Below are 26,571 nucleotides of genomic sequence, written 5' to 3' on the forward strand. Positions count from 1 at the left end.
AAAAATCGTCCCGGCGAGGCCGGGACGATTTCAGTTCAGGATATTCGTCGAAGCTTACTCGCCGGACGCCACTTCGTCGCTGGAGCCGGCCGGAGCTGCCTCGCGCTCGGGACGCGGACCATTCGGCCGGCGTCGCCGCCGCGGAAAACGCTCGCCGCCACCACCGCCTTCGAAGCCGGCCGGGGCGCTGTTCGCGCCACCAGTCGCCTGCGGCTGCGCGCCGGTGATGAAGGAAGGCAGGCGATCGACGCTGCCGGCGTCGGCGACGACGGGCTGCGGCTGGTTCTGCGGTTGCGGCTGAGGCTGATATTGCGGCTGCGGACGATGATCACGCTCGCGATGCTCACGCGGCTGCTGCTGGTCGCGCTGAAAGGGCTGGTTGTCGCGGCCCTGATGATCACGCTGCTGATGGTCGCGCTGGCCGTCGCGGTCGCGCATGAAGGGCTGCTGCTGCGGCGGAGGCTGCGGAACGAAGCCCGGCTCCTGGCCGAAATTCGAGAAATTCTCGCCGTCGTCCTCGCTGTCGTCACCGCTGCCGGTGCTGTTCGGCTCGTCGCCGCGAGGCTGCTGGTTCTGGCGGAACTGCTCCTGGGCCGTCGCGATCAGGCGGAAATAATGCTCGGCGTGCTGGTAGTAGTTTTCGGCCGCAACCGGGTCGCCGGAGGAGCGCGCATCGCGCGCGAGCTGAAGATATTTCTCGGCGATGTGCGAAGCCGTGCCGCGGATCTTGATGTCGGGTCCGTTGGACTCGTAAACCCGGGTCATCGGGTTCTGGCCGCGCCGGTTATTGTTGTTATTGTTGTTGTTATTATTGTTGCGGTTGCGCATCCGCTGCTTGTTCTGACCGTTTCTCATGTCCTGCCTTTAATTCCAGCCCTAAAGGTTGCACGCATTACTGATTGCTATGAGTGACCTGATGACAGCGGTTCACGTCTCTCGCGCGTACCGCGCAAGAGCGGCTTGAACCTTGCCGATGTTCGTCGACCGTCGCGTTCAACAAAGACGCGTTCCCCACTCGCCAGCATTCATTGCCAGCGAACCCATTCATATCGCTTGCCGAAACAAGCCCAGCTGTGTTGCGTAAGTCTTCAAGCGCAATATCAGGCTTTCGTTCACGTTGCGGTCGGTAAGCAGCGCAGCTCTAATCTGCCATCGCGCTCAACAGGACCTGCGGCTTGGAACCTTTATCAGTAAAGCTCTCGCCCGAGAGCCCGGCTTTCACCCGTAGGTCTACGGGGCCGGCACCGATCTGTTGACCGGAAGGTAGTCGTTCCCAAGGGATATTCCAAGAGGTTTTTTGCAGCCCAATCCGGCTTTTATGGGGGCATTTTTCGGGCCGAAACCGCCCGCGGGATGCCCGCCAAATCCACCTTGGGCGGTCTGTCCACTGTCAACGCGGCAGCCGTCATCAAGGTTTCAATATCCCCGGCCTGACCCTGTCCAGCCTCGACGATCAACGCTCCCCCGGGTGCGAGCCGCTCAGCCGCCTGCGGGATCAGGGCGCGGTAGGCGTCGTAGCCGTCATTGCCGCCGTCGAGCGCCAGATGCGGATCGTGCTCGCGCACCTCGATGCTCAGTTTCGGAATTTCCCCCGAGGGGATGTAGGGCGGGTTCGACACGATGAGATCGAATGGACCTCTGAGAGCCGTCGCATAGGAGCAGGCGACGAAAGCGGCACGGTCGCCAAGCCCAAGAGCTGCGGCATTGTCGCGCGCCGTCTCGAGCGCCGTCAGGCTGACGTCGGTGCCGACGCCGAACGCATCGGGAATCTCGTGCAGCAATGCGAGCAGGATGGCGCCTGATCCGGTGCCGATATCAGCGATACGCGGGCGCCGCCCGGACATCGTGTGCTCGCGAAAAATCTCGAGCGCCAGCTCGACCACGGTCTCGGTGTCCGGTCGCGGCACCAATGTCGCCTCGGACAGCCGGAACGGCATGCCCCAGAACTCGCGCACACCGAGAATGCGGGCGACCGGCTCATGCGCGAGCCTGCGCTGCGTATAGGCGTCGACCCGTGCGACCTCCTCCGGCGCAAGTTGTCGCGCCGCCTGCGTCACCATGGCAGTCAGATCGAGCTCCAGCGCCGCCCCGACGAGCAGGCGCGCATCCAGCCCGGCATCCTCGATACCGGCCGCTCGCAGCCGCGCAGCGAGCGCGCGCCGTGCACCCTCGATGCTGGACCCGGGATCGAAGCCTGTCGCCAATGGAGTCATCCTGCCTGGCATCGTGGATAGATCGGCAGCATCGCTTGCGTCAACGGAAAGGAGCGCGTTTCATCCGCGCAGGCGGGGAGGGAGGGACCCATGACGGCTTATGACGATCAGAACGTCTTTGCAAAGATCCTGCGCGGCGAAATTCCCTGCTTCGAGGTTTTCAGGGATGACCGCAGCCTCGCCTTCCTCGACATCATGCCACGCTCGCCCGGACACACGCTGGTCATTCCGCGGGCGCCGGCGCGCGGCATCCTCGACATCGCCGATGACGATCTCGCCGCGGTCGCCCGAACCGCCAAGCGGATCGCGGTCGCGGCGATGACCGCGTTCGACGCCGAGGGCATCATCCTCCAGCAGTTCAGCGAACCCGCCAGCGGGCAGGTGGTCTTCCACCTGCACATGCACGTCATGCCGGTCAGGGCCGGAATCGGGCTGCTGCCGGCGCAGACGCGCAAGGAAGACATGGCCGTGCTTGCCGATCACGCCAAACGGATGATCGCGGCGCTTGGCAGCTGACTAGACGCCGAGATAGCGCTGCAGCAGCTCCGGTTGGGCCTTGAGCTCATGCGCCGGGCCTTCGTGGACGATGTGACCGTTGTTGATGATGTAGATCCGCGTCGCCAGCGCCAGCGTCGCCGCCAAATTCTGCTCCACCAGCACGATGGTCTGGCCGGCAGCCGCGAGCTCACGGCAGGCCTTGACGAGATCTTGAACGATGACGGGCGCGAGCCCCTCGAACGGCTCGTCCAGCAGCACGATCTTGGGATCGCGCACCAGGGCGCGCGCGATCGCCAGCATCTGTTGCTCGCCGCCGGAGAGCTCGGTGCCGCGGTTGTTGCGCCGCTCCTGCAGCCGCGGAAACATCTCGTAGATGCGCCCGAGCGGCCAGCGCTTCGGCGCGGTGATCCCGGCGAGCAGAATGTTCTCCTCCACCGACAGGCTGCCGAAGATGCGCCGCTCCTCATGGACGAGCTGCATGCCCGCCTGTGCGATTCTGTGGCTCTTGCGTCCGGCGACGTCGATGCCGTCGAACTTCACGCTGCCGCTGCGCGGCGTCACGACGCCCATCAGGCTCTTCAGCGTCGTGCTCTTGCCGGCGCCGTTGCGGCCGAGCAGCGCCACCACCTCGTGCCGCTCGACATGCATGGCGACGTCGAACAGGATGTGGGAGTCCCCGTAATAGCTGTTCAGGCCGTTGACCTCGATCAGGCTCATGCGGCGATCTCCCCGTGAACGCCGCCGAGATAGGCTTCCTGCACCGCTGCGTTGGTCTTGATTTCCTCAGGGCTCCCGGAGACCAGCACGCGGCCCTCCTGGAGCACGGTGACGCGCTCGACCAGCTCGAACAGCGAATCCATGTCGTGGTCGATGATGATCATGGTGCGGCCGCGCGCGATCGATTTGAGCAGCTTGACGGTCTCGACGCGCTCACGCGGGCTCATGCCCGCGAGCGGCTCGTCCAGCAGCAGCAGGCGCGGCGACGTCGCGAGTGCAAGCCCGATCTCCAGCCGGCGCTTCTCGCCATAGGCGAGCTCGGCAACCGGCGTGTCGGCGCGGCGGGTCAAATTGACCAGAGCGAGCGTGTGCTCCACCTGCTCCGTCAGGCCCTTCACGCTGGAGAGCTTGCGGAACAGGTCGAGCCGGAACTTTCCGCGCAACTCCGCGAGTGCCGCGATCGTCAGGTTTTGCCGCACCGTGAGGCCGGTGAAGAGCTGGTTGACCTGGTAGCTCTTGGTGAGCCCGAGCTGGCAAACGTCGGTGACCTTCAATCCCGTGATGTCGCGGCCCTCGAACACGATCTGGCCGGAGGTCGGCGCGATCTCGCAGGTCAGCATCTTGAAGAAGGTCGATTTGCCGGCACCGTTGGGTCCGATGATGCCGCGCAGCTCGCCCTGATTGACGCTGAAATCGATGTCGCTGTTGGCGACGAGGCCGCCATAGCGCTTGGTGAGGCCCGTGGCCTTCAGGATCGGCCCGGAATAGGCGGGATGCTCGACCTCCTTGGCGTGCATCGGCGCCGGCACGGGCTGCTGCGGGGTTTCGGCGTCCGCGGCTTCCTGGTCGGTCTCTGCGTCCGTCCGCTTCCGTTTGCCGGACGCGAGGCGATAGAGATCGACAATCCCGCCGACGATGCCGCCGCGGAGGAAGCAGACCAGCAGCACGAACACGACGCCCAGCACGAGCTTCCAGGCCGCTCCGAGGTCCAGCGCCGCCTGGAGGAAATCCTGAAGGAAGAGCCAGACGGCTGCACCCACCAGCGGTCCGAACAGCGTGCCTCTGCCGCCGATCGCCGTCTGCATCACGAGTTGGCCGGAGGTGTCGAAGGTGAAAGCGTCGGGCGGCATGAAGGCCTGGAGCACGCCGAGCAGACCGCCCGCGAAGCCGGCGTAAGCCGCGGCGATCACGAAAGCGGTCAGCTTGTAGCCATGGATGTTGTGGCCGACCGCGGTGGCGCGCAGCGGATTGTCCCGGATCGCGCTGAAGATCGCGCCGACCGGCGAGCGGACGATCCTGAGTGCGATGACGATGCCGACGAAGTAGCACAGCGCGATGAATTGATAGAGCGACCAGCCGTTGGTGAAATGGATGGTCGTGAAGCCGAGATTGAAGCTCGGAGTCGGTACGCCGGGCAGCCCGTTCTCGCCGCCGGTGAAATCCGACAGCGGATTGAACTCGACGAAGAAAAACACCTGCGCGATCGCCACGGTGATCATGGCGAAGTAGATGCCGGTCCGGCGCAGCGCGATCAGGCCGACGAGGTAGCCGGTCGCGGCGGCCGCGATCATGCCGATGATCAGCGCACCCATCACGTTGCCGAAGCCGGTGCGGGTCAAGAGGTAGGCGGCGACGAAGCCGCCGGTGCCGTAGAAGGCGGACTGGCCGAACGACAAGAGGCCGGTGAAGCCGAACAGGATATCGAAGCCGAGGCCGAACAGGCCCCAGACCAGGATCCGGTTCACGGTGTTCGGGGCGAATCCGAGATGTGGCAGCACGAACGGGGCTGCGATCAAACCGATCGCGGTCAGGGTCTCGATCAGAAACGGGCGTTGCTTGAGCATTAGGAAATCGCTTACTCGCGGCCCTGGGTGCCGAGCAGGCCATGCGGTCGCACCACGAGCACGAGCGTCATTGCCGCAAACAGCATCACATAGGCATAGCCGGGGTTGAACATGGAGGTGACGCTGATGATCTCGCCGGCGATCAGGCCGCCGAGGATCGCGCCCGGGAACGATCCGACGCCGCCGATCACCACCACCACGAAGGTCTGGACCAGGATGTCGTCACCGATGCCGGGGGTCAGCGACACCACCGGCGCGTTGACGATGCCGGCAAATCCGGCAGCCATCGCGCCGATGCCGAACACGATCATGAAGACGCGGTAGACGTTGATGCCGAGCGAATCCACCATCACCGAATCCTCGATGCCGGCGCGCACGATCATGCCGAGCCGGGTCCGGTAGAGGACGATGAACAGCGAGCCGAGCGCGACCGCGACGATGCCGACCACGGCGAGGCGGTAGGTCGGATAGAACATGAAGCCGAGATTGGTGATGCCCTGGAACAGCGCCGGCGGCGGCACCAGTTGCGACTGGCTCGAGAACAGCAGGCGCACGAGTTCGACGAAGCAGATCCCGAGGCCGAAGGTCACCAGCAGCTGATCCTCATGCGGACGGTGATAGAAGTGCCGGATGATCACGCGTTCCATGAGAACGCCGAGCAGCATCACGAACAGCGAGCCCGCGATGACGGCGATGATGAACGATTCCGTGTACTGGTAGGCGACGAAGCCGGCATAGCCACCGATCATGAACATCGCGCCATGCGCGAGGTTGAGCACGCCGAGCGTGCCGTAGATGATGGTCAGGCCGGAGCTGATCAGCGCGAGCAAAGCGCCGAGCGCGAGCCCGTTGAAGAGCTGTGAAACGAGGTTGGGCCAACTGATCATGCGACAATCGCTGTTGTGACGCGCGATGAGGTTGCGTCAGAAAAAGGTGACGCCGCAGGACCAGAGAACAGCCCGCGGCGTCACAGGGGTTAGCGTGGGTTAGCTGTAGTCGCCGGGTCGGCAGCCAAAGGCATCCGGCTTCTGCATCAGCCCTTCACCCGGGACAATCTCGACGACGTCGTACCAGTCTTCCTTGTTCTTCATGTCCTTCTGCTGCTTGCCCTTCACGATGATCACCGGGCGGACGCACTGGTGATCCTCGGGGCGGTAATGCACGTCGCCGACGAGGGAGGGGATCGTCTCGCCCTTCTCATAGGCCTTGATCACGTCGGGTGGATTGAAGCTGCCGGCCTGCTCGCACATGTGCGCCCAGTGCGCGAAGCTGACATAGGCGTTTTCCGCGCCCCATTCCGGCTTGTAGCCGTACTTCTTCTCGAACGCCTCGTTGAACATCTTGGCCAGCGGGAACTTGTCCTCAATCGTCCACCAGTAGTCGGTGGCGGCGTAGACGCCCTGCATCAGGCCGCCGGTCTCGCGTGCGATGAACGGGACCTGGTAGGGGACGACCAGCTTCATCTTGTCGAGTACGCCGAACTGCTTGGCCTGCTGGGTCGACAGCACCGCGTCGTGGCCCCAGTTGACGTTGATGAGCACGTCGGCGCCGGAATTCGCGACGTTCAGCAGATAGGAGGAATAGTCGGGCGCACCGAGCGGTGCGACCTGGTTGGTCACCGTCGTCCAGCCGGCGGTCGCGAGGAAATCCTGCATCGATTTGGTGACGGTGTGACCATAAGTGTAATCGGGCGTGAGATACGCCGCCTTCTTGCCCTTGCCGAACTCCCGCACCATCACCGGGCCGATGGCGGCTGCGGCGGTCTGGCCGAAGAAGTTCTGGCGGAAGCCGTAGCGGACGCAATCCTTGCCGGTGGTGTCGTTCGAACCTGAAATGCCGCACACGAACAGCACGTGCTCGCGCTGCGCGAGCTTGTTGAGCGCGACCGCGACGGCGCTCGACGTGCCGCCGGTGATCATGATCGCCTTGTTCTCGCTGATGAAGCGTTGCTGCGCCTGCACCGCCTCGTTCGGCTTGGCCGCGGAATCCGCGACGCCGAACTTCAACTCCTTGCCGAGCACGCCCTTGCTGGTCTTCGGCGAGATCTTCTTGATCAGGTCATGGCCGCTGTTGATGTGCTCGATCGCGAGCTGGTAGCCCTTGAGCTCGTCCTCGCCCTGCACGGCATAGGTGCCGGTGCGCGGCACCGAGATGCCGATGAAGGCGGTGGAACCCGACACGCCCGCGGGATAGGAGCCGATCGGCTTGTCCTCGGCGAAGGCCGGCATCGCCGGCAGCATGGAGCCGCCGATGAGGCCGGCGGTGGTCTGGAGCAGGCCACGGCGCGAGAGGCCGCGGCGGATGAGATCGTCAGTCATGGTCGTTTCCTCCGAACATCGTTCTTGTTTTGCAGGCGCAAGCACGACCTGTCCGGCGCCAGCAGGCCTGCTGCGCCGGGCACGTCACATCCGCGTGTAGCTCTTGGCCCTAAGCATTGCTTGTGAAGCCCTTCTGTCAATTTCGTCTTTCGTCGAACGACGAAAATTATCACGTGAAAACATATCGGATAACGATATATATTAGTCTTTGTGAGTACGAGGCTGGCGGGTTCGGCGAGAGAAATGGCGCGGCAGACGACAGTGGCGGGTGCCCGAAAGCAACGATCCTGGACGCAGGAGACGGAGCGGCCGGAGGCTGCGTGGCCTGCCGGGGAGGGCGACCAGCGTTCAGCGCCGCAGTCCGGTGATGCCTCCCGCATGCCCGAGCCGCGCAACCGGCCGGCCGGCGAGCGGGGGCCGGCGATCGGCTCCGTTCAGGCCAAGCGCGCGCCGGTGCCGATGAAGAAGCTGAGCGTGCGCGCCCAGAACATTCTGAAGGAGCTCGCGGTCGAGCTCACCGGCGACCAGCCGCCGAAGGGGAATTGGGCGCCCTCACGCGAATTGCTGCGCGCGCTGACGGCCGAGCGCCTTGCGACCGCGCGCAATTGCGGTCCCCACACCATGGGGGAAATCGTCGACTGGGCGCAGGGCTGCGGCGTCACCATCAAGCCGGTGATCCCATCAGGCGGCTCGCTGTCGCAGATGTGGGCGGAACTGATCGCCAACGCATCGGCGGGCAGCCTCACCAGCGCCGAGATCGCGGGCGCGCTCCAGCGCTCGATCCGGCGGAAGAGCGTGCGTATCCCGCTCGCGTTTCAGGTCATTTTGGTGAAGATCCTGCTGTCCAGCTTCGAATAGGCCGCGCACCGCGCCGATATTTGTGCATCCGCGGTGCTCGTCGGTTGGTCCGGCGGCTTCTGCTTGCTACTTTTGGCTAGGCTGCCCGTTTCGCCGGGCGGCGAGGTCGGAGGCGGCACGGCATGGTTCAGGCAAAGAAGGCGCGACGGTCCACGGCGGCGAAGCCTGCCGCGCCGTCAGGCGGCCGCACGATGCGCGACACCGACTATGCGGCGTTGGCGCAGTTCCGTTATCAGATCCGGAGCTTCCTGGCGTTCAGCGAGGCCGCCGCGCAAGATCAGGGATTGACCGCGCAACAGCACCAGGCGCTGCTCGGCATCAAGGGCTTCGTCCAACCGCAGCCGGCGACGGTCGGCGATATCGCACGATTTCTCCTGATCCGGCATCATTCGGCGGTCGAGCTGCTCAACCGCATGGCCAAGGTCGGGCTGATCAGCAAAGTCGCCGACCCCGAGGACGCCCGGCGGGTCCATCTCAAGCTGACGGCGAAAGGTGAGCAGAAATTGCGAGCGCTCTCGCGGAAGAATCTCGAGGAGCTTCGCCGCGCCGCGAGTCCGGCGTTGAGCCGCCTGCTGAAGTCATTCCGGGTCTCGAGCGAGGCCTGAGCACCGCGCGGCCTGCTACGCTGCTGCGCCTTGCGCGGCGAGCTGTGCGGCCTGGTGCTCGGTGGTCAGCGCGTCGGTCAATTCGCCGAGCGCTTCGCCGGCGATCACTTGCGGCAGCTTGTAGAGCGTCAGGTTGATGCGATGGTCGGTGACGCGGCCTTGCGGAAAATTATAGGTGCGGATGCGCTCGCTGCGATCGCCGGAGCCGACCTTCTCCTTGCGCTCGGCGGAGCGCGCCGCGTCGAGGCGCTGCTGCTCGGCGTCGTAGATGCGCGAGCGCAGGATATTCATGGCGGAGGCGCGGTTCTTGTGCTGCGAGCGGCTGTCCTGCATCATCACGACGATGCCGGTCGGGATGTGGGTGATGCGGATCGCCGATTCCGTCTTGTTGACGTGCTGGCCGCCCGCGCCCTGCGCGCGCATGGTCTCGATGCGCAGATCGTCGTTCTTGATCTCGACGTCGACCTCCTCGACCTCCGGCATCACGGCGACGGTGGCCGCGGAGGTGTGGATGCGGCCCTGCGTTTCCGTATCCGGCACTCGCTGCACGCGGTGCACGCCGGATTCGAATTTCAGCTTCGAGAACGCGCCGCGGCCCTGCACCTCCGCGATGATTTCCTTGAAGCCGCCGACGGTGCCTTCGCTCGCCGAGATCACCTCGACCTTCCAGCCCTGCAAGCTCGCAAAGCGCTCGTACATCCGGAACAGATCGCCGGCGAACAACGAGGCCTCGTCGCCGCCGGTGCCGGCGCGGATTTCCAGCACCACGTTGCGGTCGTCCATGGCGTCCTTGGGCAGCAGCGCGACGCGGATCTGCTGGATCAGTTCTTCGATTTTCGGCGCCAGCTCGTCGCGCTCGGTTTCCGCCATGCCGCGCATCTCGGCATCGGTTGCGGGATCGGCGATCAGCGCCTCGGTGTCGGCGAGTTCTTTTACCGCAGACCGGTAAGCCTTCACCGCCTCGATCAGCGGGTTGATCTCGGCGAGCTCGCGCGTGATCTGCACGTAGCGTTCGGAGGCGAGTTGTCCCAGCGATTCTGCCTCGAGCGAGGCATGATGTGCAAGGAGCACGTCGAGTTTGGCTTCGGGGAGTGACGACATCGGTTCGGTCTCAAATGGCGGAAAGGGCGAGGCGGCGGACAGCGGCGACAGGCCCGCTACAACGCCAGGCCTTCGGCCTCGGCAAATTCCGTCAGCTTCTGCCGGATCGAGATGCTGCCGCTTGGCGCGTCCAGCAGCGGGCCGAGCATCGCCTCGGCCTTCCTGGCATCGAGGTCGATCACCATCGCCTTGACCGGGCCGAGCGCGGTCGCCGAGAGCGACAGCGAGCGGTAGCCCATCGCGATCAGGGCGAGTGCGCCGATCGGCTTGGACGCCATCTCGCCGCACAGCGACAGCGACTTCTTCGCATCGTTCGACTTCCGCGCGATCTCGCGCAGCACGCGCAGGATCGGCGCCGACATGGTGTCGAAGCGCTCGGACACCTTGGCATTGCCGCGATCGACCGCGAACAGGAACTGGAACAGATCGTTGGAGCCGACCGAGATAAAGTCGACCTTCTTCAGGAGCTCCTCGAGCTGATAAAGCAGGGCGGGCACTTCGACCATGGTGCCGATGTCGATCCGTTCGGGCAGCGTGTGGCCGTGCTGGCGCAGATATGTCAGCTCGCGCTCGACCAGCGCCTTGGCGGAGTCGAACTCGGCGACCTCGGAGATCATCGGGAACATGATCCGCAGCGCGCGGCCGCCGCCGGCGCGCAGCAGCGCGCGGATCTGGCCACGCAGCAGGCCGGGGCGGTCGAGCCCGAGCCGGATCGCGCGCCAGCCGAGCGCGGGATTCTCCTCGATCACCGCTTCCATATAGGGCAGCGCCTTGTCGCCGCCGATGTCGAGGGTGCGGAAGGTGACGGGCTTGGGGCCGGCGGCATCGAGCACGGTGCGATACAGCGCGAGCTGGTCGCTGGTGCGCGGCAGGCTCTGTCCCACCATGAATTGCAGCTCGGTGCGGAACAGGCCGATGCCGGCGCTGCCGGTGTCCTCGATATGCGGCAGGTCGATCGCGAGACCTGCGTTGATCATCAGCTCGACCTTCTGGCCGTCCTTGGTGACGCAGGGCCGGTCGCGCAGCGCCAGGTACTGCGCCTGGCGGCGGGCGCGGAAACGCACGCGCTCGGCAAAGGCCGCCTCGACTTCCTGCGAGGGGCGCACATAGATCATGCCGGAGGTGCCATCGACGATGACGGCGTCGCCGGGATCGGCAATGCCGGGCGCATTCGGAACTTCGCCGACCGCGGGAATGCCGAGTGCGCGCGCCACGATCGAGACGTGGGAATTGGCGGTGCCTTCCTCCAGGATGATGCCGCGCAGGCGCTTGCGGTCGTAGTCGAGCAGTGCCGCCGGGCCCATCGCGCGGGCAATGACGATGGCGTTGTCGGGCAGTTGCTCGCGCGACGGCGCGTGATCCTGGCCGACCAGCTGCCGCATCAGGCGGTAGCCGAGATCCTCGAGATCATGCAGCCGGTCGCGCAGATAGGGATCGGTCGAGCGCAGCATGCGCGCGCGGGTGTCGGACTGCACGCGCTCGACGGCGGCTTCCGCGGTGAGGCCGGTGGCGACCGCCTCGTGCAGCTTGTGCGACCAGCCCTGGTCGTTGGCGAACATGCGGTAGGCTTCCAGCACCTCGCGGTGCTCGCCGCCCTCGGCGACGTCGCCGCGCTCCAGCATGCGGTCGAGATCCGCGCGCAGCTTGGCGAGCGCCGTGTCGAGCCGCTTGATTTCCTTCGGCAGGTCCTCGGCGATGTAGTCCTTGATGACCACGCGCGGCTCGTGCAGCACGACATGGCCGAGCGCGATGCCTTCCGACAGGATGGCGCCGACTTTCTGCGCGGAATGGCGCGCGGCAGGCTCGAGGCCCGGCTGGGCCAGCGCGGAGAGCTCACCGGAGGCGATCAGCTCCGCGATCACCATGGCGGTGGTTTGCAGCGCCTCGAGCTCTTCCTCGACGTAATTGCGCTTGGCGCGGTTCTGCACCACCAGCACGCCGAGCGTGTTGCCGGCGCGCAGGATCGGCACGCCGAGGAAGGAGTGATAGATTTCTTCGCCGGTCTCCGGGCGGAACGAGAAGGCCGGATGGCTCTGCGCATCGCTCAGATTGAGCGGGGTCGCCTCGCTGGCGACGAGGCCGACCAAGCCCTCATGAGCGCTCAGCACGGTATGGTGAACCGCCTCGCGGTTGAGACCTTCGGTAGCGTAGAGCTCGAGGGTGTTGTCGACGCGCAGCACGTAGACCGAGCACACCTCGGCCACCATGTTGGCGGCGATCAGCACCACGATCTTGTCCAGCCGCTCCTGGGCCGAGACCTGCTCCGCCATGGTTTCGCGGAGCCGTCTCAACAAGACGCGGGGACCTCCCGACGCGCTCCGCATGAACCGTCAATCTCCTCCGTCTGCCTGGCCCGGCGGTATCAGCCGGCGGCTGGCCCAAAATTCCAGAAAAACAACCAAATGGTCTGTCCGGCGCAGGCGCAAACTCAAATCCTGTTCTAGATTTTGCGCTTGCACCGAATCAGCGGCCTGAACTGGGACACAGTCTGCGGCAGCCCACCCTGTTCGCCGTATAGCGAATTGAGGCTTGTTTTGCCAAGCAAAACGCCTGCCAAACCCGAAGGTGTGTACACCTTCGCGTTTGCTGCGACCGCTAAGAGAAAATTAGTCCAAGCATGGTCCGGAAAGGCGCGAAGCGGTTTTCCGGAAAGCCATGTTCTGACAACAATCTGAAGCGCGACGATGGTCGCGCTTCAGGCCTGATCGAGGCCGTAGAGCGTGTGCAGGGTGCGCACCGCGAGCTCGGTATAGGCCGTGTCGATCAAAACCGAGAATTTGATCTCGGAGGTTGTAATGGCCCGGATGTTGATATTCCGTCCGGCGAGGGCCGAGAACGCCTGGGCGGCGACGCCGGCATGGCTGCGCATGCCGCTGCCGATCACCGAAATCTTGGCGACGTCGGTGGCGGTATCGAGCCTGATATAGCCGATCGTGGCCTTGGCGGCGGTAATCGTATCCTTGGCGCGGGTATAGTCGGCGGCCGGCACCGTGAAGGTGAGGTCGGTGGTCTTGCCGTCCTCGGACACGTTCTGGACGATCATGTCGACGTTGATGTTGGCATCCGCCAGCGGGCCGAAGATCGATGCGGCAACGCCCGGCTTGTCCTCGATCTGGCGCACGGAAATCTGGGCCTCGTCCTTCGAAAAGGCGATACCGGTGACGACGTGGCTTTCCATGATCTCCTCCTCGCTGCAGATCAGCGTGCCGGGCGGCTGGTTGGCATGCGGGTCGATATCCTCGGGCTTGTCGAAGCTCGAGCGGACGAAGATCGGCATGTTGTGGACCATGCCGAGTTCCACCGAGCGAACCTGGAGCACTTTTGCGCCCTGGGAAGCCAGTTCCAGCATGTCTTCGAACGCGATCTTGTCGAGCCTCTTGGCCTTCGGCACGATTCGCGGGTCGGTGGTGTAGACGCCATCGACGTCGGTGTAGATGTCGCAGCGGTCCGCCTTGACGGCGGCGGCGATCGCCACGGCCGAGGTGTCGGAGCCGCCGCGGCCGAGCGTGGTGATGCGGTTGGTCTTGGGATCGATGCCCTGGAAGCCGGCGATGACCGCGACCTCCTTGCGATCCTTGAAACGGGTGATGATCTCGCTGCCGTCGATGTCCTCGATCCGGGCCGAGGCATGGGCGTCGCTGGTCTTGATCGGGATCTGCCAGCCCTGCCAGGAGCGGGCCTGGATGCCCATGCCCTGAAGCGCGATGGCCAGCAGGCCCGACGTCACCTGTTCGCCGGAGGCGACGACGGCGTCGTATTCGCGCGCGTCGTGCATCGGCGAGGCCTCGGTGCACCAGGCCACAAGCTCGTTGGTTTTACCGGACATCGCCGAGACGACCACAGCCACTTCATGGCCGGCGTCGACCTCACGCTTCACATGGCGTGCGACGTTGCGGATACGTTCGATGTTGGCGACAGATGTGCCGCCGAATTTCATCACGAGGCGGCTCATGACGACGCGTGCATTCCTTCATAAGGATCAGTATGGTGACCCGCGCTGGACGGATGCCAGGGGATACCGACCGCGCGTATACATAGCGGCGGGCCCGGGGGCAAGCGGGTTCCTGAGGCCCAATCCGGGCAATGGGTTGTCAGAGGTTATGGCGCGTTATATTGACGAAATCCTGCAGCCCGGCGAGCGGGTGCTGTATTCGACCAATGCGCACTGGATCTTCTATTTTCCGGCCATTCTGGCCTGGATCGTGGCCGTGGGCCTGCTGGTCCTGTCGGGGCAGACCACGATCAATGAACTCCGGATTCTGTGCTTCGTTGTCTCAGGGGTGGTGGCTCTGGCGGCCTTGTTCTGGACCGTGAAGGGCTGGTTCCATCGCTTCACCACCGAGACCGACGTCACCAACCTCAGGGTTGTGCACAAGACCGGCTTCATCAAGCGCCGCACCTTTGAAATGGCGCTGGACAAGGTCGAGAGTGTTGATGTCAACCAGACCATTCTTGGACGTATTCTCAACTACGGCGACGTGACCATCAACGGAGTTGGCGAAGGCCGCGAAACCATCCGGACGATCGCCTCGCCGCTCGCCTTCCGTAGTTCGATCACCACGCGGTAGGACCGCGCTGACCCCATGAGCATGCAGCAAGATACTTCCGCAACGACAAGCACCCCGCCGGGCTCGACCGTCGACGCCGCCGAGATCGCAAAATTCTCGAAGCTGTCGGCGGAGTGGTGGGACCCCAACGGCAAGATGGCGCCGCTGCACCGGATCAATCCGCTGCGGCTCGGCTACATCCGCGATGCCGCCTGCCGCAAGTTCGAGCGCAATGTGCGCAGCCTCAACTGCCTCGGCGGCTTGCGCGTCCTCGATATCGGCTGCGGCGCCGGCCTGCTGTGCGAGCCGCTGTCGCGCCTCGGCGCGCAGGTCATCGGCGTCGATCCCTCGGTCAGCAACATCGCCGCCGCGAAGCTGCATGCCGACAAGGCGCATCTGTCGATCGACTATCGCTGCACCACGGTGGAGGAGATCGATCCGCGCGAGCGCTTCGACATCGTGCTGGCGATGGAAGTGGTCGAGCACGTCGTCGACGTCGGCGTTTTCCTGAAGCGCTGCGCGGCAATGCTGAAGCCGAACGGTCTGATGGTGGTCTCGACGCTGAACCGCAACTGGAAGAGCTTTGCGCTCGCCATCGTCGGCGCCGAATACGTCCTGCGCTGGCTGCCGCGCGGCACCCACGAATGGAACAAGTTCGTCACCCCCGACGAGCTGACCAAATATCTCCTCGACAACCGCCTCGTCATCACCGAGCAGACCGGCGTCGTCTACAGCCCCTTCGCCGACAAATGGACGCTCTCGTCCGACATGGACGTGAACTACATGGTGGTGGCCGAAGGAATGGTGTGAGTGTGATGCGAGCTGTCGCCCCCGGGGCGCTGTCGTCCCTGCGTTCGCAGGGACGACCACTGAGAGTGGCCGGTGACTACCTCTCACAACGGCTCGTCGTCACTCCCGTAGCGGTCACGCTTCGGCGAAACGAAATCGCCATCCTCGTCATCGTCGTCGATCTCGCGCGGAGGCGGAGGCTGCTTTGCCGTCTCCCCGGCCGTCTTGGACGGTCCCGTCTTGGACGGTTGGATCTTGGGTGGTTCGCTCGGTTTGCCGGTCTTGGCCATGGCTGGTCCCGGATGGTGATGCGTCATCCGCTTCTATCCGGAAAATATGTGCAGTTGCTGACTTATCGCAAGGGTGCCGCGCGGGCCGTCAGTGCACGACAGGCCCGCCCGCCTTCTTCCAGGCGTCGATGCCACCCGCGATATGGGCGGTGTTGGACAGTCCCGCGTCCTTCGCAGCCGCAACAGCCATCGCCGAGCGCTCGCCGAAAGCACAGAAGAACACGACGCGGCGCCCCGTGGCGGCCGCGACCTCGCGCAGCATGCCGCCGGCTTTGAGGCTCTCCTCCACGGAGGGATAGGGCGTGTGCAGCGCGCCCTCGAGCATGCCGTGCTTCATCCGCTCATTGGTCTCGCGCAGGTCGACCAGAAGGATGTCGGGCCGGCCGAGCGAGCGCATCGCCTCGACCGCGCTGAGCGCGCGGCCCTCTTTCTCCAGCTCCTCCTGATGCAGGCCGACGCGCATGTTGGCGGGCACCGCCACGTCCATCATCTTCGGATTGGGCAGCTTCAGATTGGACATCAGCTCGATATATTCGTCGACCGAGCGCACCTGGAGCCTCGGATTGTAGCGCTTCTCCTCGCCGATGGTGGAGACGGTGTCGCCCTTGTAGTCATGCGCCGGGAATACCATCGTCTCGTCCGGCAGCTTCAGCAGGCGATTGAAGATCGATTCGTATTGCGCGCGCGACGAGCCGTTCTGGAAGTCGGTACGGCCGGTGCCGCGGATCAGAAGCGTATCGCCGGTGAAGACCCGGTCGCCCATCAGATAGGAATAGGAATCGTCGGTGTGGCCGGGCGTGTACATGACGTCGAGCGACAGGCCCTCGATCGTCACCTTGTCGCCGTCGGCGACCCGCATCGCCACCACATCCGCCTTGGTCTGGTCGCCCATCACGGTCATGCAATGGGTGCGGTCGCGCAGCTCGCCGAGGCCGGTGACGTGGTCGGCGTGCAGATGGGTGTCCACGGCCTTGACCAGCTTGAGATCGAGCTCGCGCAGCAGCTGGCAGTAGCGGTCGACCTTTTCCAGCACGGGATCGAGGATCAGCGCCTCGCCGCCGGGGCGGCTGGCCAGGACATAGCTGTAGGTGCCCGAAACGCTGTCGAAGAGCTGGCGGAAGATCATGGCAAGACCCGGCGTGGAACTGATGTCGAGGATTCTACTACGCTGGGGGTCAGAAAGAGAAGCAATTCACTGTGTGGAGAGTAGAATTTAGAAGATTTTTATTGCGGGTGCGTCCGTTCCACCCGCGCTGTCATCGCCCGGCTTGACCGGGCGATCCAGTATTCCAGAGACGTTCGTGAAATCGGGGGGGGGGGCCGCGGCGTACTGGATTCCCCGCCTGCGCGGGGAATGACACTGAGTGTGTCGCGGCGGCGTGCCGCCCTAGCCTCTCTACGGCCGCACCAGCGTGTACCCGTTCTCCGCCAGGAACAGGATCTGCCCGACGCCCACCTGCACCGGCGTCGCCGCCGGGATGAACTCCGGCCGCTTCCCGGTCTCGCGCTCGATCGTATCGACCGTGTTGAGACAGATGTCGAAACGCACGCCCTGTGCGATCAGGCTTTCGACCTGCTTGCGGCGCTCGCTGCCGGACAGCAGCAGATCGATGCCGGGACCAAAGGCCACCACCTCGATCGCGACCTTGTCGGGATCGTAGGCCTTCAAGAGATTGTTGGCGACGCTGAGCACCAGCGCCTGCTTCTTTACGTCGCCGTCGGAGAGCTGGAGCACGATCTTGTGCTCGGCGAACGGCTTGTCCTGGAGTGGCACCTGCTGCGCAAAAGCCGGCGGCAGCGCAGAGCCCGCGAGCAGCGCCAGCAGCAGCGCGGAAAAGATCTGCGAGCGCATCATCCCTGTCCTACGATGCCCGGATTGCCGTCGACGCCCTTCAGGGTCACGCCGGTGCCGAGCCGTTCCTGAAACATCCGGCCCGAGCGCAGATATCTGGCGACGACATCCCACACCGGCGCGCCCTGCTGGCCGTTGACCGAGGCCCAGCCCGTGACCTTGTAGTGCCTGCCGGCGCCGAGTGCCTTGCCGTTGGCGAGCTTGAGCTCGGAGATGCGGCTGCCGATCGCGTTTGTGGGGCTGCAAACGTAGCTGAGCCCACCGGCGCGCACCATGTCGCCGCCCTGCTGGTAATAGGGATCGGCGTTGAAGAGATTGTCGCAGATGTCTTCCAGCACGTCCTTGATCTGCGCGCCGGTCATCTCCTGCACATAGGTTTCGGGATAGGTGATCGCGGTTTCCGCGAGCACATCCTCCATCGTCAGCGGCTGGCCCGACAGCGCGGTGACGCCCCAGCGGAAGCCGGGCGACAACGCGATCTCGGCATCGAGCTCGGTGCGCAGCGCGGTGCAGATCAGCTCGTCGACGGGGCCGGCGAAATTGTCGCGCCGATACAGCAGGCGGTCTGGCGTTGCGATCCTCTCCGACCAGTCGGTGACAACAGGCGCGCGCAGCCGGCCGATCAGCTCGGCCATCGCCGGGTCCGGCTTCAGCAACTCGGAATAGACCGGCAGCAGATGATATCTGACGTCGCTGAGCTTGCCCTTGTCGATCGCGAGATCGAGCACGGCAAGGAATTTCCCGTTGGAACCGGCATTGGTGACGAGTGTCGTGCCGCCGGCGTTCTTGACGGGAATGGGCTGCGGAACGGCGTCATGGGTGTGGCCGCCGAGGATGACGTCGATGCCGGTGACGCGGCTCGCGAGCTTGAGGTCGACGTCCATGCCGTTATGCGACAGCAGGATGACCGCATCGACCTTCTCGGCGCTGCGCAAGGCATCGACATGCTTCTGGAGCTCTTCCTCGCGAATGCCGAAGGTCCAGTCCGGCGTGAAGCGTTTGGGATGCGCGATCGGCACGTAGGGAAAGGCCTGGCCGATGATCGCGACGCGATGGCCGCCGATCTCCTTGATCATGGACGGTTTGAACGCGCGCCCTGTGGCCTTGTCGAAGGCGGGAGCGTCGTTGAACGCGGCTTCCTCGGTCAGGAAAACGTTCTGCGCCAGGAACTCGCCCTTGAAGCGCGCGAGATTCTCGCGCAGCGCCTGCTCGCCATAGGTGAATTCCCAATGTCCGGTCATCGCTTCGATGCCGAGCAGATTGGCGACCTCGACCATGTCGCGGCCTTGCATGATGTTGGCGAGTCCGGTGCCCTGCCAGAGGTCGCCGCCGTCGACCAGCACGGAATGCTTCTCGCCGGCATCGCTGCGCAGGCGGTCGATCAGCGTCTTGAGGTGGGCGAAGCCGCCGAGCTTGCCGAAGCGGCCAGCGGATTTCTCGAACTCGAAACAGCTGAAAGCGTAGGCGTCGGCGCTGTCGGGGCGGATGCCGAAACGTTCGAGGAAGGCGCGGCCGACCAGATGCGGCGGCCGGCCCGCCATCTCGCCGATGCCGATATTGACGCTGGGCTCGCGGATATAGACCGGATTGAGCTGCGCATGCGTGTCGGTGGTGTGCAGGATGCGCGCATTGCCGAAGCGTTCGAGGTCGTAAATGCTCGCGGTGTCGGCGCCGCGCGCAAGCCGCGGCAGGCTGAGCGATGCGGCAGCAACGACTGTACTCTTCAGGAAATCGCGGCGGCGGATCGCCATCTCGAATTCTCCGCCCCTCAATGATCGCTCGGCTGTTCCAGCAAGGCTCAGTCTAGCGGATTTCCATGGCCTTCCACGCCTCTTTTTCGGACGTGGCCTGGACAATCGAAGCCTTGGCCAGTGCCTCGGCCTCTCTCGCGGCGGCCGCGGCGCGGTCGAAATCGCCGCCATCGGCCGCCTTCTTCGCTGCCGCCAGCGCAGATACGGTCACGGTCCACTGGTTGCGCATGCCGGCGGCCTCCTTGGCGGCGGCCTCCGCAGCCGCATAGGCCGCCTTGTAGTCCGCCTCACTGGCCGCGCGCGCTGCCGGCGCGAGGCCAAGGGCAAGCAGCAGGGCGAGCAGAATGGCCAGGGGAAGTGACCGCTTCATGGCCGCGCTCCCGGTCCTGATATCGGCAGGCCGTTGGCGACGTAGGAGAGGAAATATTCGACGTCGCGATATTCATCCGCCTGCGGCTCCAGCGGAACCGCACGGGTCTGGCTGTTGCAGGTGACGAAGCGGCGGCTGGTCGTGCCCATGCCGCTCCATTCGGAGCGGTAGATCGGCATCGCGTTCACAATGCCGAGTGCCGGCGCCAGGATTTCGGCGCGGATGCGCTCGCCCGGGCTCTGCACATGGCAGCTCGCGCAGGAGAAATTCATCTGGCCGCGCCGGGTGTAGAAATAGCGCTTGCCGTTCTCGAACGCTGCGAGCGCGCGGGGATCGTCGGGAATCTTGATGTCCATCGGCTTGCCGCGCGAGGTGTAGGCCATGTAGGCGGTCAGCGAGGCCATCTCGTCCTTGACGTAGGAATAGGGCGCCTCGCCATTGGCCTCGCGGCAACGGTTGAGCGCGAGCTCCAGCGTGACGACCTTACCTTCCTTCATATCGAAGTAGGGATAGTCCTGACGAATGCCGATGCCGCCGTTCGGGAAGCAATCGGCATAAGTCTTGCCGTTCTTGAACGGCGTAGAAAACATCTCCTTGCCGGCATCGAGCGCGAACTCGTAGGGCGGGAATTCTTCCTTCTCCTGCCACTGCCGCTTCATGTCCGCGTTCATGGAGTAGGGACCGTTGACGAAGTCCTCGTGCTTCACGTCGGGAAACTTCTGGAAGAAGAAGTTCTGGAACGCCTTCGCATCGGCGACGGGATCGACCTTGTCGGCGGCGATCACGCGCGGGGATGTCAGTGCGAACGCGACGAGCGCTGCACTCAACGCGCCAAGCAGGAGGGCGGAGCGGGTCTTCATCACGCGATCTTCGCGGTGGTCGTGTCCGAGCCACCCTTGTTGTCGGTCCAGGAAATCTTGAGCTCGTCGCCCTTCTTGGCGCCCTTGAAGCTGAACTTGACGTAAGGATCCTTGGAAACCGCCGTGCCCCAATTGGCGACGAAGACGTCCTTGCCGTTACATTCGAACGTCAGCTGCTGGATGTAGTGTGCAGGGATCAGCTCGCCTTTGGAATCCTTGACCAGACCGGTGTCCATGGGGTGCTGGATCAGCGTCTGCACCTCGGTGATGTCGCCGTTGGCGGTGGCGCGTACGCGAATGCTGGATGCCATCTGTCTCTCCCTCGCCCTTAGCCGCCGCAGCCGCCGACAGTGACCTTGACCTCTTTGGTCGCGCTGTAGAGCTTGCCGTCGGCTTCCACGATCGCGACCACGTTGCTGGTCTTGGCCATTTTCAGGCGGTTGGCAACGCTCGGAACCGTGTCGTCAGGAATCTTGTAGGACGCCGCCAGCGCATTCGGGTTCTCGGCCACGAAGAACGAGATCGAACTGACCTTGTCGAGCGTTGTCGTCACCGAGATCGGCACCACGCCGCCATTCTCGGCGATCTCCGGCGCGTCCAGCTTGACCTTGTCGGACGGCTCGGCGGTCTTGCCGTAGAGCGCCTTGATCGCGTCCGCCTCGTTCTTCAGCTTGAACGCCTCTTCCGGATATTTGTCGTTCGCCGCCGCGCGCGCGGGAGCCAACGGCAAATTGCCGAGGCCGAGCAGCGCGACCGAGGCCGCGCCCTGAAGGATCAGGCGCCGCGTCGGAACAGGGCCGGTGGTCGTCGTCATCTTAAATCTCCTGCACAGGCGTGCCTGACGTCACAGGGTTTGCAGGAAATCAACGATCGCGCTGATCTCCTGTTCGGTCAAAATCCGGTTCCGGCCGAACGGCGGCATCATGGTCTGCGGATTGCGCGTGGTCTCGTCGAAGATGATCGCGACCAGCTCGTTGCGATCAGGGTATTTTGATTTGATGTCCTTCAGCTCCGGGCCGATCGTCCCGGGCAGGTCGCCGCCCTTGATGACATGGCAGGTCAGGCAATTGCCCTTGCCGCGGTCGAAGGCGAGCTTCCGGCCGTCGGCCACGGCGGATTGTGCCTGCACGGGGCTTGCAGCAAGGCCGGCGGCGATGGCCAGCAGGATGGTCAGGACGGGCGTCCGTGGAAAGGCGGTCAAGGCGTCATTCCGAGGCGTTATGTCGATGATCTCGTTTGCAGAAATATAAGCGTTCCAAAGCACAAAGGGTACGGCCTGACAATCGAGACTATGCACGCGGCAAAATGGCGTTAATATCTTCCGCATTGCAACTAAAGAGATTATTTGTTCGACGGATTCGGGCCCGAGCGCAAAGACAATGGGCGCGGGCCGGCTGTTTTCAGGGCGTTTGGGCGCTCGTGCTGTTTTTTACCGCGTTCTCGTTTTTCAAGGGGACCTCAATTGGCTGAATATGTCGTCGAATTTGGCAGGGACGGCGGACGGGTCGAGTCGGACGGACGGCTCGATGCGCCGGCATTCCATCGCAATCACGAGCCGCTCTGGGCGGCACTGGACAAGCATCTCGCCGGCACCACCGGCAACGTGGTCGAGCTCGGCAGCGGAACCGGCCAGCACGTCGTTCATTTCGCCCGCCATACGCCCGGCCTGATCTGGTGGCCGAGCGACCTCAACCAGCGGCATCTCAAGAGCATCGAGGCCTGGCGCGTTCATTCGGGCCTGCACAACGTCCGCTCGCCCTTGCGGATCGATCTCACCGATCCCGACTGGTGCCCGGAGATGAAGAGCGAGCAGGCGCCGACGAGTCTCGCTGCCGTGTTCTGCGCCAATGTCATCCACATCGCGCCATGGAGCGTGGCCGAGGGCCTGTTCGCCGGCGCCGGCCGTTATCTGCGCGCCGACGGCAAGCTGTTCCTCTACGGCCCGTTCAAACGCGACGGCAAGCACACCGCGCTCAGCAACGCGGTGTTCGACACCTCCTTGCGGGAAGGCAATCCCGATTGGGGCGTGCGCGATATCAGCGACGTCGAGATCCTCGCGCGCGGCGTGGCACTTCGCCTGGTCGATACGATCGAGATGCCGGCGAATAATCTGACGCTGGTGTTCTCGCGCTGAGCCACGAAGGCGGTGCGCTCCCTCCCCGCCTGCGGGGGAGGGTTGGGGAGAGGGTATCTCCGCAATGGGATAGTCCCCAAGAGGAGAGAACCCTCACCCGGCGCAGTGCGCCGACCTCTCCCGCAAGCGGGAGAGGTGCACCATCCCCTGGGCTAGCGTTGATTCAATCAACTGCCCGTCAGGCCTCACCATCTCCCCACCCGATCTTCTCCTTCAGGAACCGGAAGCCGATCACCTCGAAGCCGGCGCGTTCCCGGTTGTCCTTGCCGTAGCCGTGGCCGCCGGCTTCCGGTTCGTAGAACCAGGCCTCGTAGCCCATCGCCTGGAGCTTTGCCGCCATCTTGCGCGCGTGACCGGGATGGACGCGATCGTCGCGCCGCGTCGTCGCGATCAGGATCGGGGGATAGGGCTGGCCGGCCTTGACGTTGTGATAGGCCGAGTAGGTCTGCAGCCACTCCCACTCTTCCGGCTTGTCGGGATCGCCATATTCAGCGATCCAGCTCGCGCCCGCGAGCAGCTTGGTGTAGCGGCGCATGTCGATCAGCGGGATGGTGCAGAACAGCGCGCCGAAGCGCTCGGGATAGCGCACCAGCATGTTGGTGATGAGGATGCCGCCGTTCGATCCGCCTTGCGCGGCGATGCGCTTTGCGCGGGTCACGCCGCGGCGGACGAGATCGGCGGCGACCGCCGCGAAATCGTCATGCGAGAGTTTCTTGCCGGCGAGCCGGCCGGCGTCGTGCCAGCGCGTGCCGAACTCGCCGCCGCCACGCAAATTCGCCTGCACCGTGGTGCCGCCGCGCTCCAGCCACAGCTTGCCGAGCGAGGGGTTGTAATAAGGCTTCACCGCATGAGCGAAGCCGCCATAGGCGCTCATATAGACCGGCGCATCGCCGGTCTCGCCTGCGGGGCCGGTCTGCACATACGGAATGCGCTCGCCGTCAACAGAGATGGCTTCGTGCTGCGTCACCACGAGGCCGTCGGCGGTGAATGTTTTCGGCGCCTGCTTCAGCACGGTCGGGCTTGCGACCCCGCGCTCGATCAGCAGCATCGACGGCGGCGTGAGCGGATCCTGCACATTGGCGAGGAGATCGCCGTTGCTCTCGGAGGCATGACGATCGAGCGGCCAGACATCGACGACGCCGATCTCAGGCAGGCCGCCAAGGGTCTCGCGGCTCCAGCCGCTGGCGGAGGGCGTGCAGATCTCGAAACGCGGCTGGAGCTCGTCGAGGATCGACAGCACCAGCTTTCCCGCCGTCCAGAACAGACCTTGCAGGGCTTGCCGCGGCCCGGGTTCGAACAGGACGATGAAATCGCGGCTGCCGGCGAGGAAGGCCGAGAGCGACATGCCGAGCACGGTGTCGGTGGCATAGGTCCGCCCCTCGACCGTCCAGTCCCGGCGCAGCTTCATCGCGAACCAGTCGCCATGGGCCTGCATCCAGATTCCGGTCGGCAGATCAAGCTTCGTCGTCGTGCCCGCCGCGTCACGCAGCGAGATCGCGTGATTGAAGAAATCGATCTGGTCGACGATCCATATCCGTGGTGTCGCGCCGGTGTCGTCAACGCCGCCATAGATCGCCATGTGATCGGCCGTTGTCTCGGCGATCATCTCGGCCTGATCGACATTCTGGCCGCGCCGCCACAGGCGCGCGGTTCGCGCATAGCCCGAGCTCGTGGCCATGCCCTCGCCATGCGCGCTCGACAGCAGCAGCGTGTCGGCATCGAGCCAGTCGGCGCCGCCTTTGGCCTCCGGCAGCGTAAAGCCGTCCGCGACAAAACTCTTCGTGGCGAGGTCGAATTCCCGCAGCGTCACGGCGTCGCTGCCGCCGCGCGACAGACTCAAGATCGCGCGCGAGCTGCCGGGCATCGTGCCGATCCCGCTCAGCAGCCAGTCCTCGCCTTCGTCCGCTGCGAGCTTGTCGATGTCCAGCATGACCTCCCACGCGGGATCGGCTTTGCGAAACTCCGTGAGCGTCGTCCGCCGCCACAGGCCGCGCGGGTGGGTGGCATCCTTCCAGAGATTGTGAAGATCATTGCCGCGCCGGCTGACATACGGGATGTTGTCGGGGCGATCGTAGATCGCCGCGAGGATATCGCGGTCGCGCTCGTAGGCCGCCCCGCCGAATGCTTGCAGCGTCAGTTGATTCTGCCGTTCGACGAAATCGAGCGCCTGCGTGCCTTCGATCTCTTCCAGCCGGAGCCAGGGATCGTCGTCGGGAGCGCTGAGCGTGGGCCTGTCGTCGACGGACATGAACGAAACTCCTTGAAAGCGCGGCGATAGGATTTGATCGCGCGCAAGCCGTCAAGAGCGCGGACCGGTATCATCCGCCCGATTGCGTCAGCGGCATGGCCTGCGCCCGTTTGCGCCGGTTGCCCGCTTTCCCGCCCCCCGCCATAGTGCCGGGAATCAACCAAGCCTTTCGGGCGGAAATGCCGATGCTGGACGTGACGACAGCCAACGAGATCGCCGACGACGCACGCGTGCGCGCCAATGTGGTGCGCCTTGCGGCGGCCCAGGCGCTGACTGGCGCCAATTCGGCGGTGATCTTCGCGACAGGCTCGATCGTCGGCGCCACGCTCGCGCCCGACATGTCGCTCGCGACGGTGCCGCTGTCGATGTATGTCGTCGGGCTTGCCGCGGGCACGCTGCCGACCGGCGCGATCTCGCGCCGCTTCGGCCGCCGCTGGGCCTTCGTCATTGGGACCTGCTGTGGCGTTCTCACCGGCGTGCTCGGCTCGTTCGCGATCCTGCACGCCTCGTTCGCACTGTTCTGCGTCGCCACCTTTCTCGGCGGCCTCTACGGCGCGGTGGCGCAATCCTATCGCTTCGCGGCGGCCGATGGCGCCAGCGCAGCCTACCGGCCGAAAGCCGTGTCGTGGGTGATGGCGGGCGGCGTGTTCGCCGGCGTGCTCGGTCCGCAGCTCGTGCAATGGACCATGGACGTCTGGTCGCCTTATTTGTTCGCCTTCAGCTTCCTGGTGCAGGCTGCCGTCGCGCTGGTCGCGATGGGCATCGTCGTCGGTGTCGATATGCCGAAGCCTGCGCCAGCCGATCTGCATGGCGGCCGGCCGCTGCTCGAGATCGTGACCCGGCCGCGCTTCATCGCGGCGGCGCTGTGCGGCGTCATCTCCTATCCCATGATGAATCTAGTGATGACCTCGGCGCCGCTCGCCATGAAGATGTGCGGCCTCAGCGTGTCCGATTCCAATTTCGGCATTCAATGGCACATCGTTGCCATGTACGGGCCGAGCTTCTTCACCGGCGCGCTGATCGCACGCTTCGGTGCGCCGGCCATCGTCGCCGCAGGTTTGCTGCTGGAGGCCGTCGCCGCCTGCATCGGCCTCTCCGGCCTCACCGCGATGCACTTCTGGGCGACGCTGATCGTGCTGGGTGTGGGGTGGAATTTCTCCTTCATCGGCGCGTCCGCGCTGGTGCTGGAGACGCACCGGCCGCAGGAGCGCAACAAGGTGCAGGCCTTCAACGATTTCCTCGTGTTCGGCATGATGGCGATCGGCTCGTTCTCCTCCGGCCAGTTGCTGGCGAATTACGGCTGGTCTGCGGTCAACATGGTGGTGTTCCCGCCGGTGGTGTTGGGTCTCGCCGTGCTCTCGCTGGCGTCCTGGGCCCGCCGCCGCAGGGCGCGACTCGAGGCCGCGATGGGCGAGTTCCCGGATGCGATGTGAATTGGCAAGAGGCTGTCAGCAACGTTGATACTTCGATCTCTGTCGAAGTGATTTTCAGGTGAGGGTTTATTAGATGTCGTCATGGCCGGGCTTGTCCCGGCCATCCACGTCTTAGGTGTTCGGATCGAAGAACGTGGATGCCC

26 protein-coding genes are annotated in these 26,571 nt (G+C 64.6%); 7 read left to right on the forward strand and 19 right to left on the reverse strand.

The window, feature by feature from the left end; translation table 11 throughout:
- Positions 1-54 precede the first annotated feature (54 nt).
- Entirely contained in the window at positions 55-855 is an 801-nt protein-coding gene (locus tag AB7532_RS02760) for a DUF4167 domain-containing protein (protein ID WP_441233306.1), read from the reverse strand.
- A 461-nt stretch (positions 856-1,316) separates the two neighbouring features.
- Positions 1,317-2,213, reverse strand: a complete 897-nt coding sequence (gene prmC, locus AB7532_RS02765) for a peptide chain release factor N(5)-glutamine methyltransferase (protein WP_441233307.1) — start codon at positions 2,211-2,213, stop codon at positions 1,317-1,319.
- 90 nt (positions 2,214-2,303) lie between these two features.
- Between prmC and AB7532_RS02770 the strand changes: the two genes are divergently transcribed.
- Entirely contained in the window at positions 2,304-2,729 is a 426-nt protein-coding gene (locus AB7532_RS02770) for an HIT family protein (RefSeq protein WP_441233308.1), read from the forward strand.
- On the opposite strand, the gene AB7532_RS02775 is transcribed toward AB7532_RS02770, so the two are convergent.
- The 4 genes from AB7532_RS02775 to AB7532_RS02790 all read right to left on the reverse strand — a co-directional run bounded on the left by AB7532_RS02775 (position 2,730) and on the right by AB7532_RS02790 (position 7,590).
- Positions 2,730-3,428, reverse strand: a complete 699-nt coding sequence (locus tag AB7532_RS02775; protein WP_441233309.1) for an ABC transporter ATP-binding protein — start codon at positions 3,426-3,428, stop codon at positions 2,730-2,732. It abuts the gene before it with no gap.
- Positions 3,425-5,272 carry a branched-chain amino acid ABC transporter ATP-binding protein/permease gene (locus AB7532_RS02780; protein WP_441233310.1) on the reverse strand — a complete coding sequence of 616 codons (1,848 nt, stop codon included), beginning with the start codon at positions 5,270-5,272 and terminating at the stop codon, positions 3,425-3,427. Before AB7532_RS02780 ends, AB7532_RS02775 begins: the two co-directional genes overlap by 4 nt.
- Positions 5,273-5,283: 11 nt before the next feature.
- The gene (locus AB7532_RS02785; RefSeq protein ID WP_441233311.1) at positions 5,284-6,159 is read right to left on the reverse strand and encodes a branched-chain amino acid ABC transporter permease; all 876 of its coding nucleotides are present in this window, start codon (positions 6,157-6,159) and stop codon (positions 5,284-5,286) included.
- Between the two features lie 99 nt (positions 6,160-6,258).
- Positions 6,259-7,590, reverse strand: a complete 1,332-nt coding sequence (locus AB7532_RS02790; protein WP_441233312.1) for a substrate-binding protein — start codon at positions 7,588-7,590, stop codon at positions 6,259-6,261.
- A 378-nt stretch (positions 7,591-7,968) separates the two neighbouring features.
- Between AB7532_RS02790 and AB7532_RS02795 the strand changes: the two genes are divergently transcribed.
- Positions 7,969-8,448 carry a hypothetical protein gene (locus tag AB7532_RS02795; protein WP_441233313.1) on the forward strand — a complete coding sequence of 160 codons (480 nt, stop codon included), beginning with the start codon at positions 7,969-7,971 and terminating at the stop codon, positions 8,446-8,448.
- A gap of 122 nt (positions 8,449-8,570) precedes the next feature.
- Positions 8,571-9,053, forward strand: coding sequence for a MarR family winged helix-turn-helix transcriptional regulator (locus tag AB7532_RS02800; RefSeq protein ID WP_441233314.1), 483 nt, complete (start codon positions 8,571-8,573; stop codon positions 9,051-9,053).
- A gap of 15 nt (positions 9,054-9,068) precedes the next feature.
- Here the strand turns inward: AB7532_RS02800 and prfA are convergent, their stop codons facing one another.
- The 3 genes from prfA to AB7532_RS02815 form a co-directional block, all read right to left on the reverse strand.
- Positions 9,069-10,154 (reverse strand): peptide chain release factor 1, encoded by a 1,086-nt coding sequence (gene prfA, locus AB7532_RS02805; RefSeq protein ID WP_441233315.1) that lies wholly within the window; start codon positions 10,152-10,154, stop codon positions 9,069-9,071.
- Between the two features lie 56 nt (positions 10,155-10,210).
- The gene (gene ptsP, locus AB7532_RS02810; RefSeq protein ID WP_441233316.1) at positions 10,211-12,478 is read right to left on the reverse strand and encodes a phosphoenolpyruvate--protein phosphotransferase; all 2,268 of its coding nucleotides are present in this window, start codon (positions 12,476-12,478) and stop codon (positions 10,211-10,213) included.
- Between the two features lie 371 nt (positions 12,479-12,849).
- Positions 12,850-14,106 carry an aspartate kinase gene (locus AB7532_RS02815; RefSeq protein WP_441233317.1) on the reverse strand — a complete coding sequence of 419 codons (1,257 nt, stop codon included), beginning with the start codon at positions 14,104-14,106 and terminating at the stop codon, positions 12,850-12,852.
- Between the two features lie 148 nt (positions 14,107-14,254).
- On the opposite strand from AB7532_RS02815, the gene AB7532_RS02820 reads away from it, so the two are divergent.
- Together AB7532_RS02820 and ubiG are read left to right on the forward strand one after the other, a co-directional pair.
- Complete coding sequence (locus tag AB7532_RS02820) at positions 14,255-14,722, forward strand: PH domain-containing protein (RefSeq protein WP_441239176.1); 468 nt, start codon at positions 14,255-14,257, stop codon at positions 14,720-14,722.
- A 15-nt stretch (positions 14,723-14,737) separates the two neighbouring features.
- Positions 14,738-15,511, forward strand: a complete 774-nt coding sequence (gene ubiG / locus AB7532_RS02825) for a bifunctional 2-polyprenyl-6-hydroxyphenol methylase/3-demethylubiquinol 3-O-methyltransferase UbiG (RefSeq protein WP_441233318.1) — start codon at positions 14,738-14,740, stop codon at positions 15,509-15,511.
- An 83-nt stretch (positions 15,512-15,594) separates the two neighbouring features.
- Here the strand turns inward: ubiG and AB7532_RS02830 are convergent, their stop codons facing one another.
- The 9 genes from AB7532_RS02830 to soxX all read right to left on the reverse strand — a co-directional run bounded on the left by AB7532_RS02830 (position 15,595) and on the right by soxX (position 21,814).
- Entirely contained in the window at positions 15,595-15,780 is a 186-nt protein-coding gene (locus AB7532_RS02830) for a hypothetical protein (protein ID WP_441233319.1), read from the reverse strand.
- 88 nt (positions 15,781-15,868) lie between these two features.
- Positions 15,869-16,906, reverse strand: a complete 1,038-nt coding sequence (locus AB7532_RS02835; protein WP_441233320.1) for an MBL fold metallo-hydrolase — start codon at positions 16,904-16,906, stop codon at positions 15,869-15,871.
- A 270-nt stretch (positions 16,907-17,176) separates the two neighbouring features.
- The gene (locus tag AB7532_RS02840) at positions 17,177-17,635 is read right to left on the reverse strand and encodes a DsrE family protein (RefSeq protein ID WP_441233321.1); all 459 of its coding nucleotides are present in this window, start codon (positions 17,633-17,635) and stop codon (positions 17,177-17,179) included.
- The gene (gene soxB / locus AB7532_RS02845; protein WP_441233322.1) at positions 17,632-19,383 is read right to left on the reverse strand and encodes a thiosulfohydrolase SoxB; all 1,752 of its coding nucleotides are present in this window, start codon (positions 19,381-19,383) and stop codon (positions 17,632-17,634) included. The genes AB7532_RS02840 and soxB overlap by 4 nt, the downstream gene beginning before the upstream one ends.
- Before the next feature lie 52 nt (positions 19,384-19,435).
- Positions 19,436-19,753: a hypothetical protein gene (locus AB7532_RS02850; RefSeq protein WP_441233323.1), complete on the reverse strand. Its 318-nt coding sequence runs from the start codon at positions 19,751-19,753 to the stop codon at positions 19,436-19,438.
- Positions 19,750-20,613 (reverse strand): sulfur oxidation c-type cytochrome SoxA, encoded by an 864-nt coding sequence (gene soxA / locus AB7532_RS02855; protein ID WP_441233324.1) that lies wholly within the window; start codon positions 20,611-20,613, stop codon positions 19,750-19,752. Before soxA ends, AB7532_RS02850 begins: the two co-directional genes overlap by 4 nt.
- Positions 20,613-20,924, reverse strand: a complete 312-nt coding sequence (gene soxZ, locus AB7532_RS02860; RefSeq protein ID WP_441233325.1) for a thiosulfate oxidation carrier complex protein SoxZ — start codon at positions 20,922-20,924, stop codon at positions 20,613-20,615. The genes soxA and soxZ overlap by 1 nt, the downstream gene beginning before the upstream one ends.
- A 17-nt stretch (positions 20,925-20,941) precedes the next feature.
- Positions 20,942-21,427, reverse strand: a complete 486-nt coding sequence (gene soxY, locus AB7532_RS02865; protein ID WP_441233326.1) for a thiosulfate oxidation carrier protein SoxY — start codon at positions 21,425-21,427, stop codon at positions 20,942-20,944.
- Between the two features lie 30 nt (positions 21,428-21,457).
- On the reverse strand, positions 21,458-21,814 hold the full coding sequence (gene soxX / locus AB7532_RS02870; RefSeq protein ID WP_441233327.1) for a sulfur oxidation c-type cytochrome SoxX: 357 nt from the start codon (positions 21,812-21,814) through the stop codon (positions 21,458-21,460).
- A 261-nt stretch (positions 21,815-22,075) separates the two neighbouring features.
- On the opposite strand from soxX, the gene AB7532_RS02875 reads away from it, so the two are divergent.
- Positions 22,076-22,747, forward strand: a complete 672-nt coding sequence (locus AB7532_RS02875) for a DUF938 domain-containing protein (RefSeq protein WP_441233328.1) — start codon at positions 22,076-22,078, stop codon at positions 22,745-22,747.
- 178 nt (positions 22,748-22,925) lie between these two features.
- On the opposite strand, the gene AB7532_RS02880 is transcribed toward AB7532_RS02875, so the two are convergent.
- On the reverse strand, positions 22,926-24,995 hold the full coding sequence (locus AB7532_RS02880) for a prolyl oligopeptidase family serine peptidase (protein ID WP_441233329.1): 2,070 nt from the start codon (positions 24,993-24,995) through the stop codon (positions 22,926-22,928).
- A gap of 185 nt (positions 24,996-25,180) precedes the next feature.
- On the opposite strand from AB7532_RS02880, the gene AB7532_RS02885 reads away from it, so the two are divergent.
- Complete coding sequence (locus AB7532_RS02885) at positions 25,181-26,428, forward strand: MFS transporter (RefSeq protein ID WP_441233330.1); 1,248 nt, start codon at positions 25,181-25,183, stop codon at positions 26,426-26,428.
- The last annotated feature ends 143 nt before the right edge of the window (positions 26,429-26,571 follow it).

The sequence above is a fragment of the Bradyrhizobium sp. 930_D9_N1_4 genome (assembly GCF_052076015.1).
In the GTDB taxonomy this organism is placed as follows: domain Bacteria; phylum Pseudomonadota; class Alphaproteobacteria; order Rhizobiales; family Xanthobacteraceae; genus Bradyrhizobium.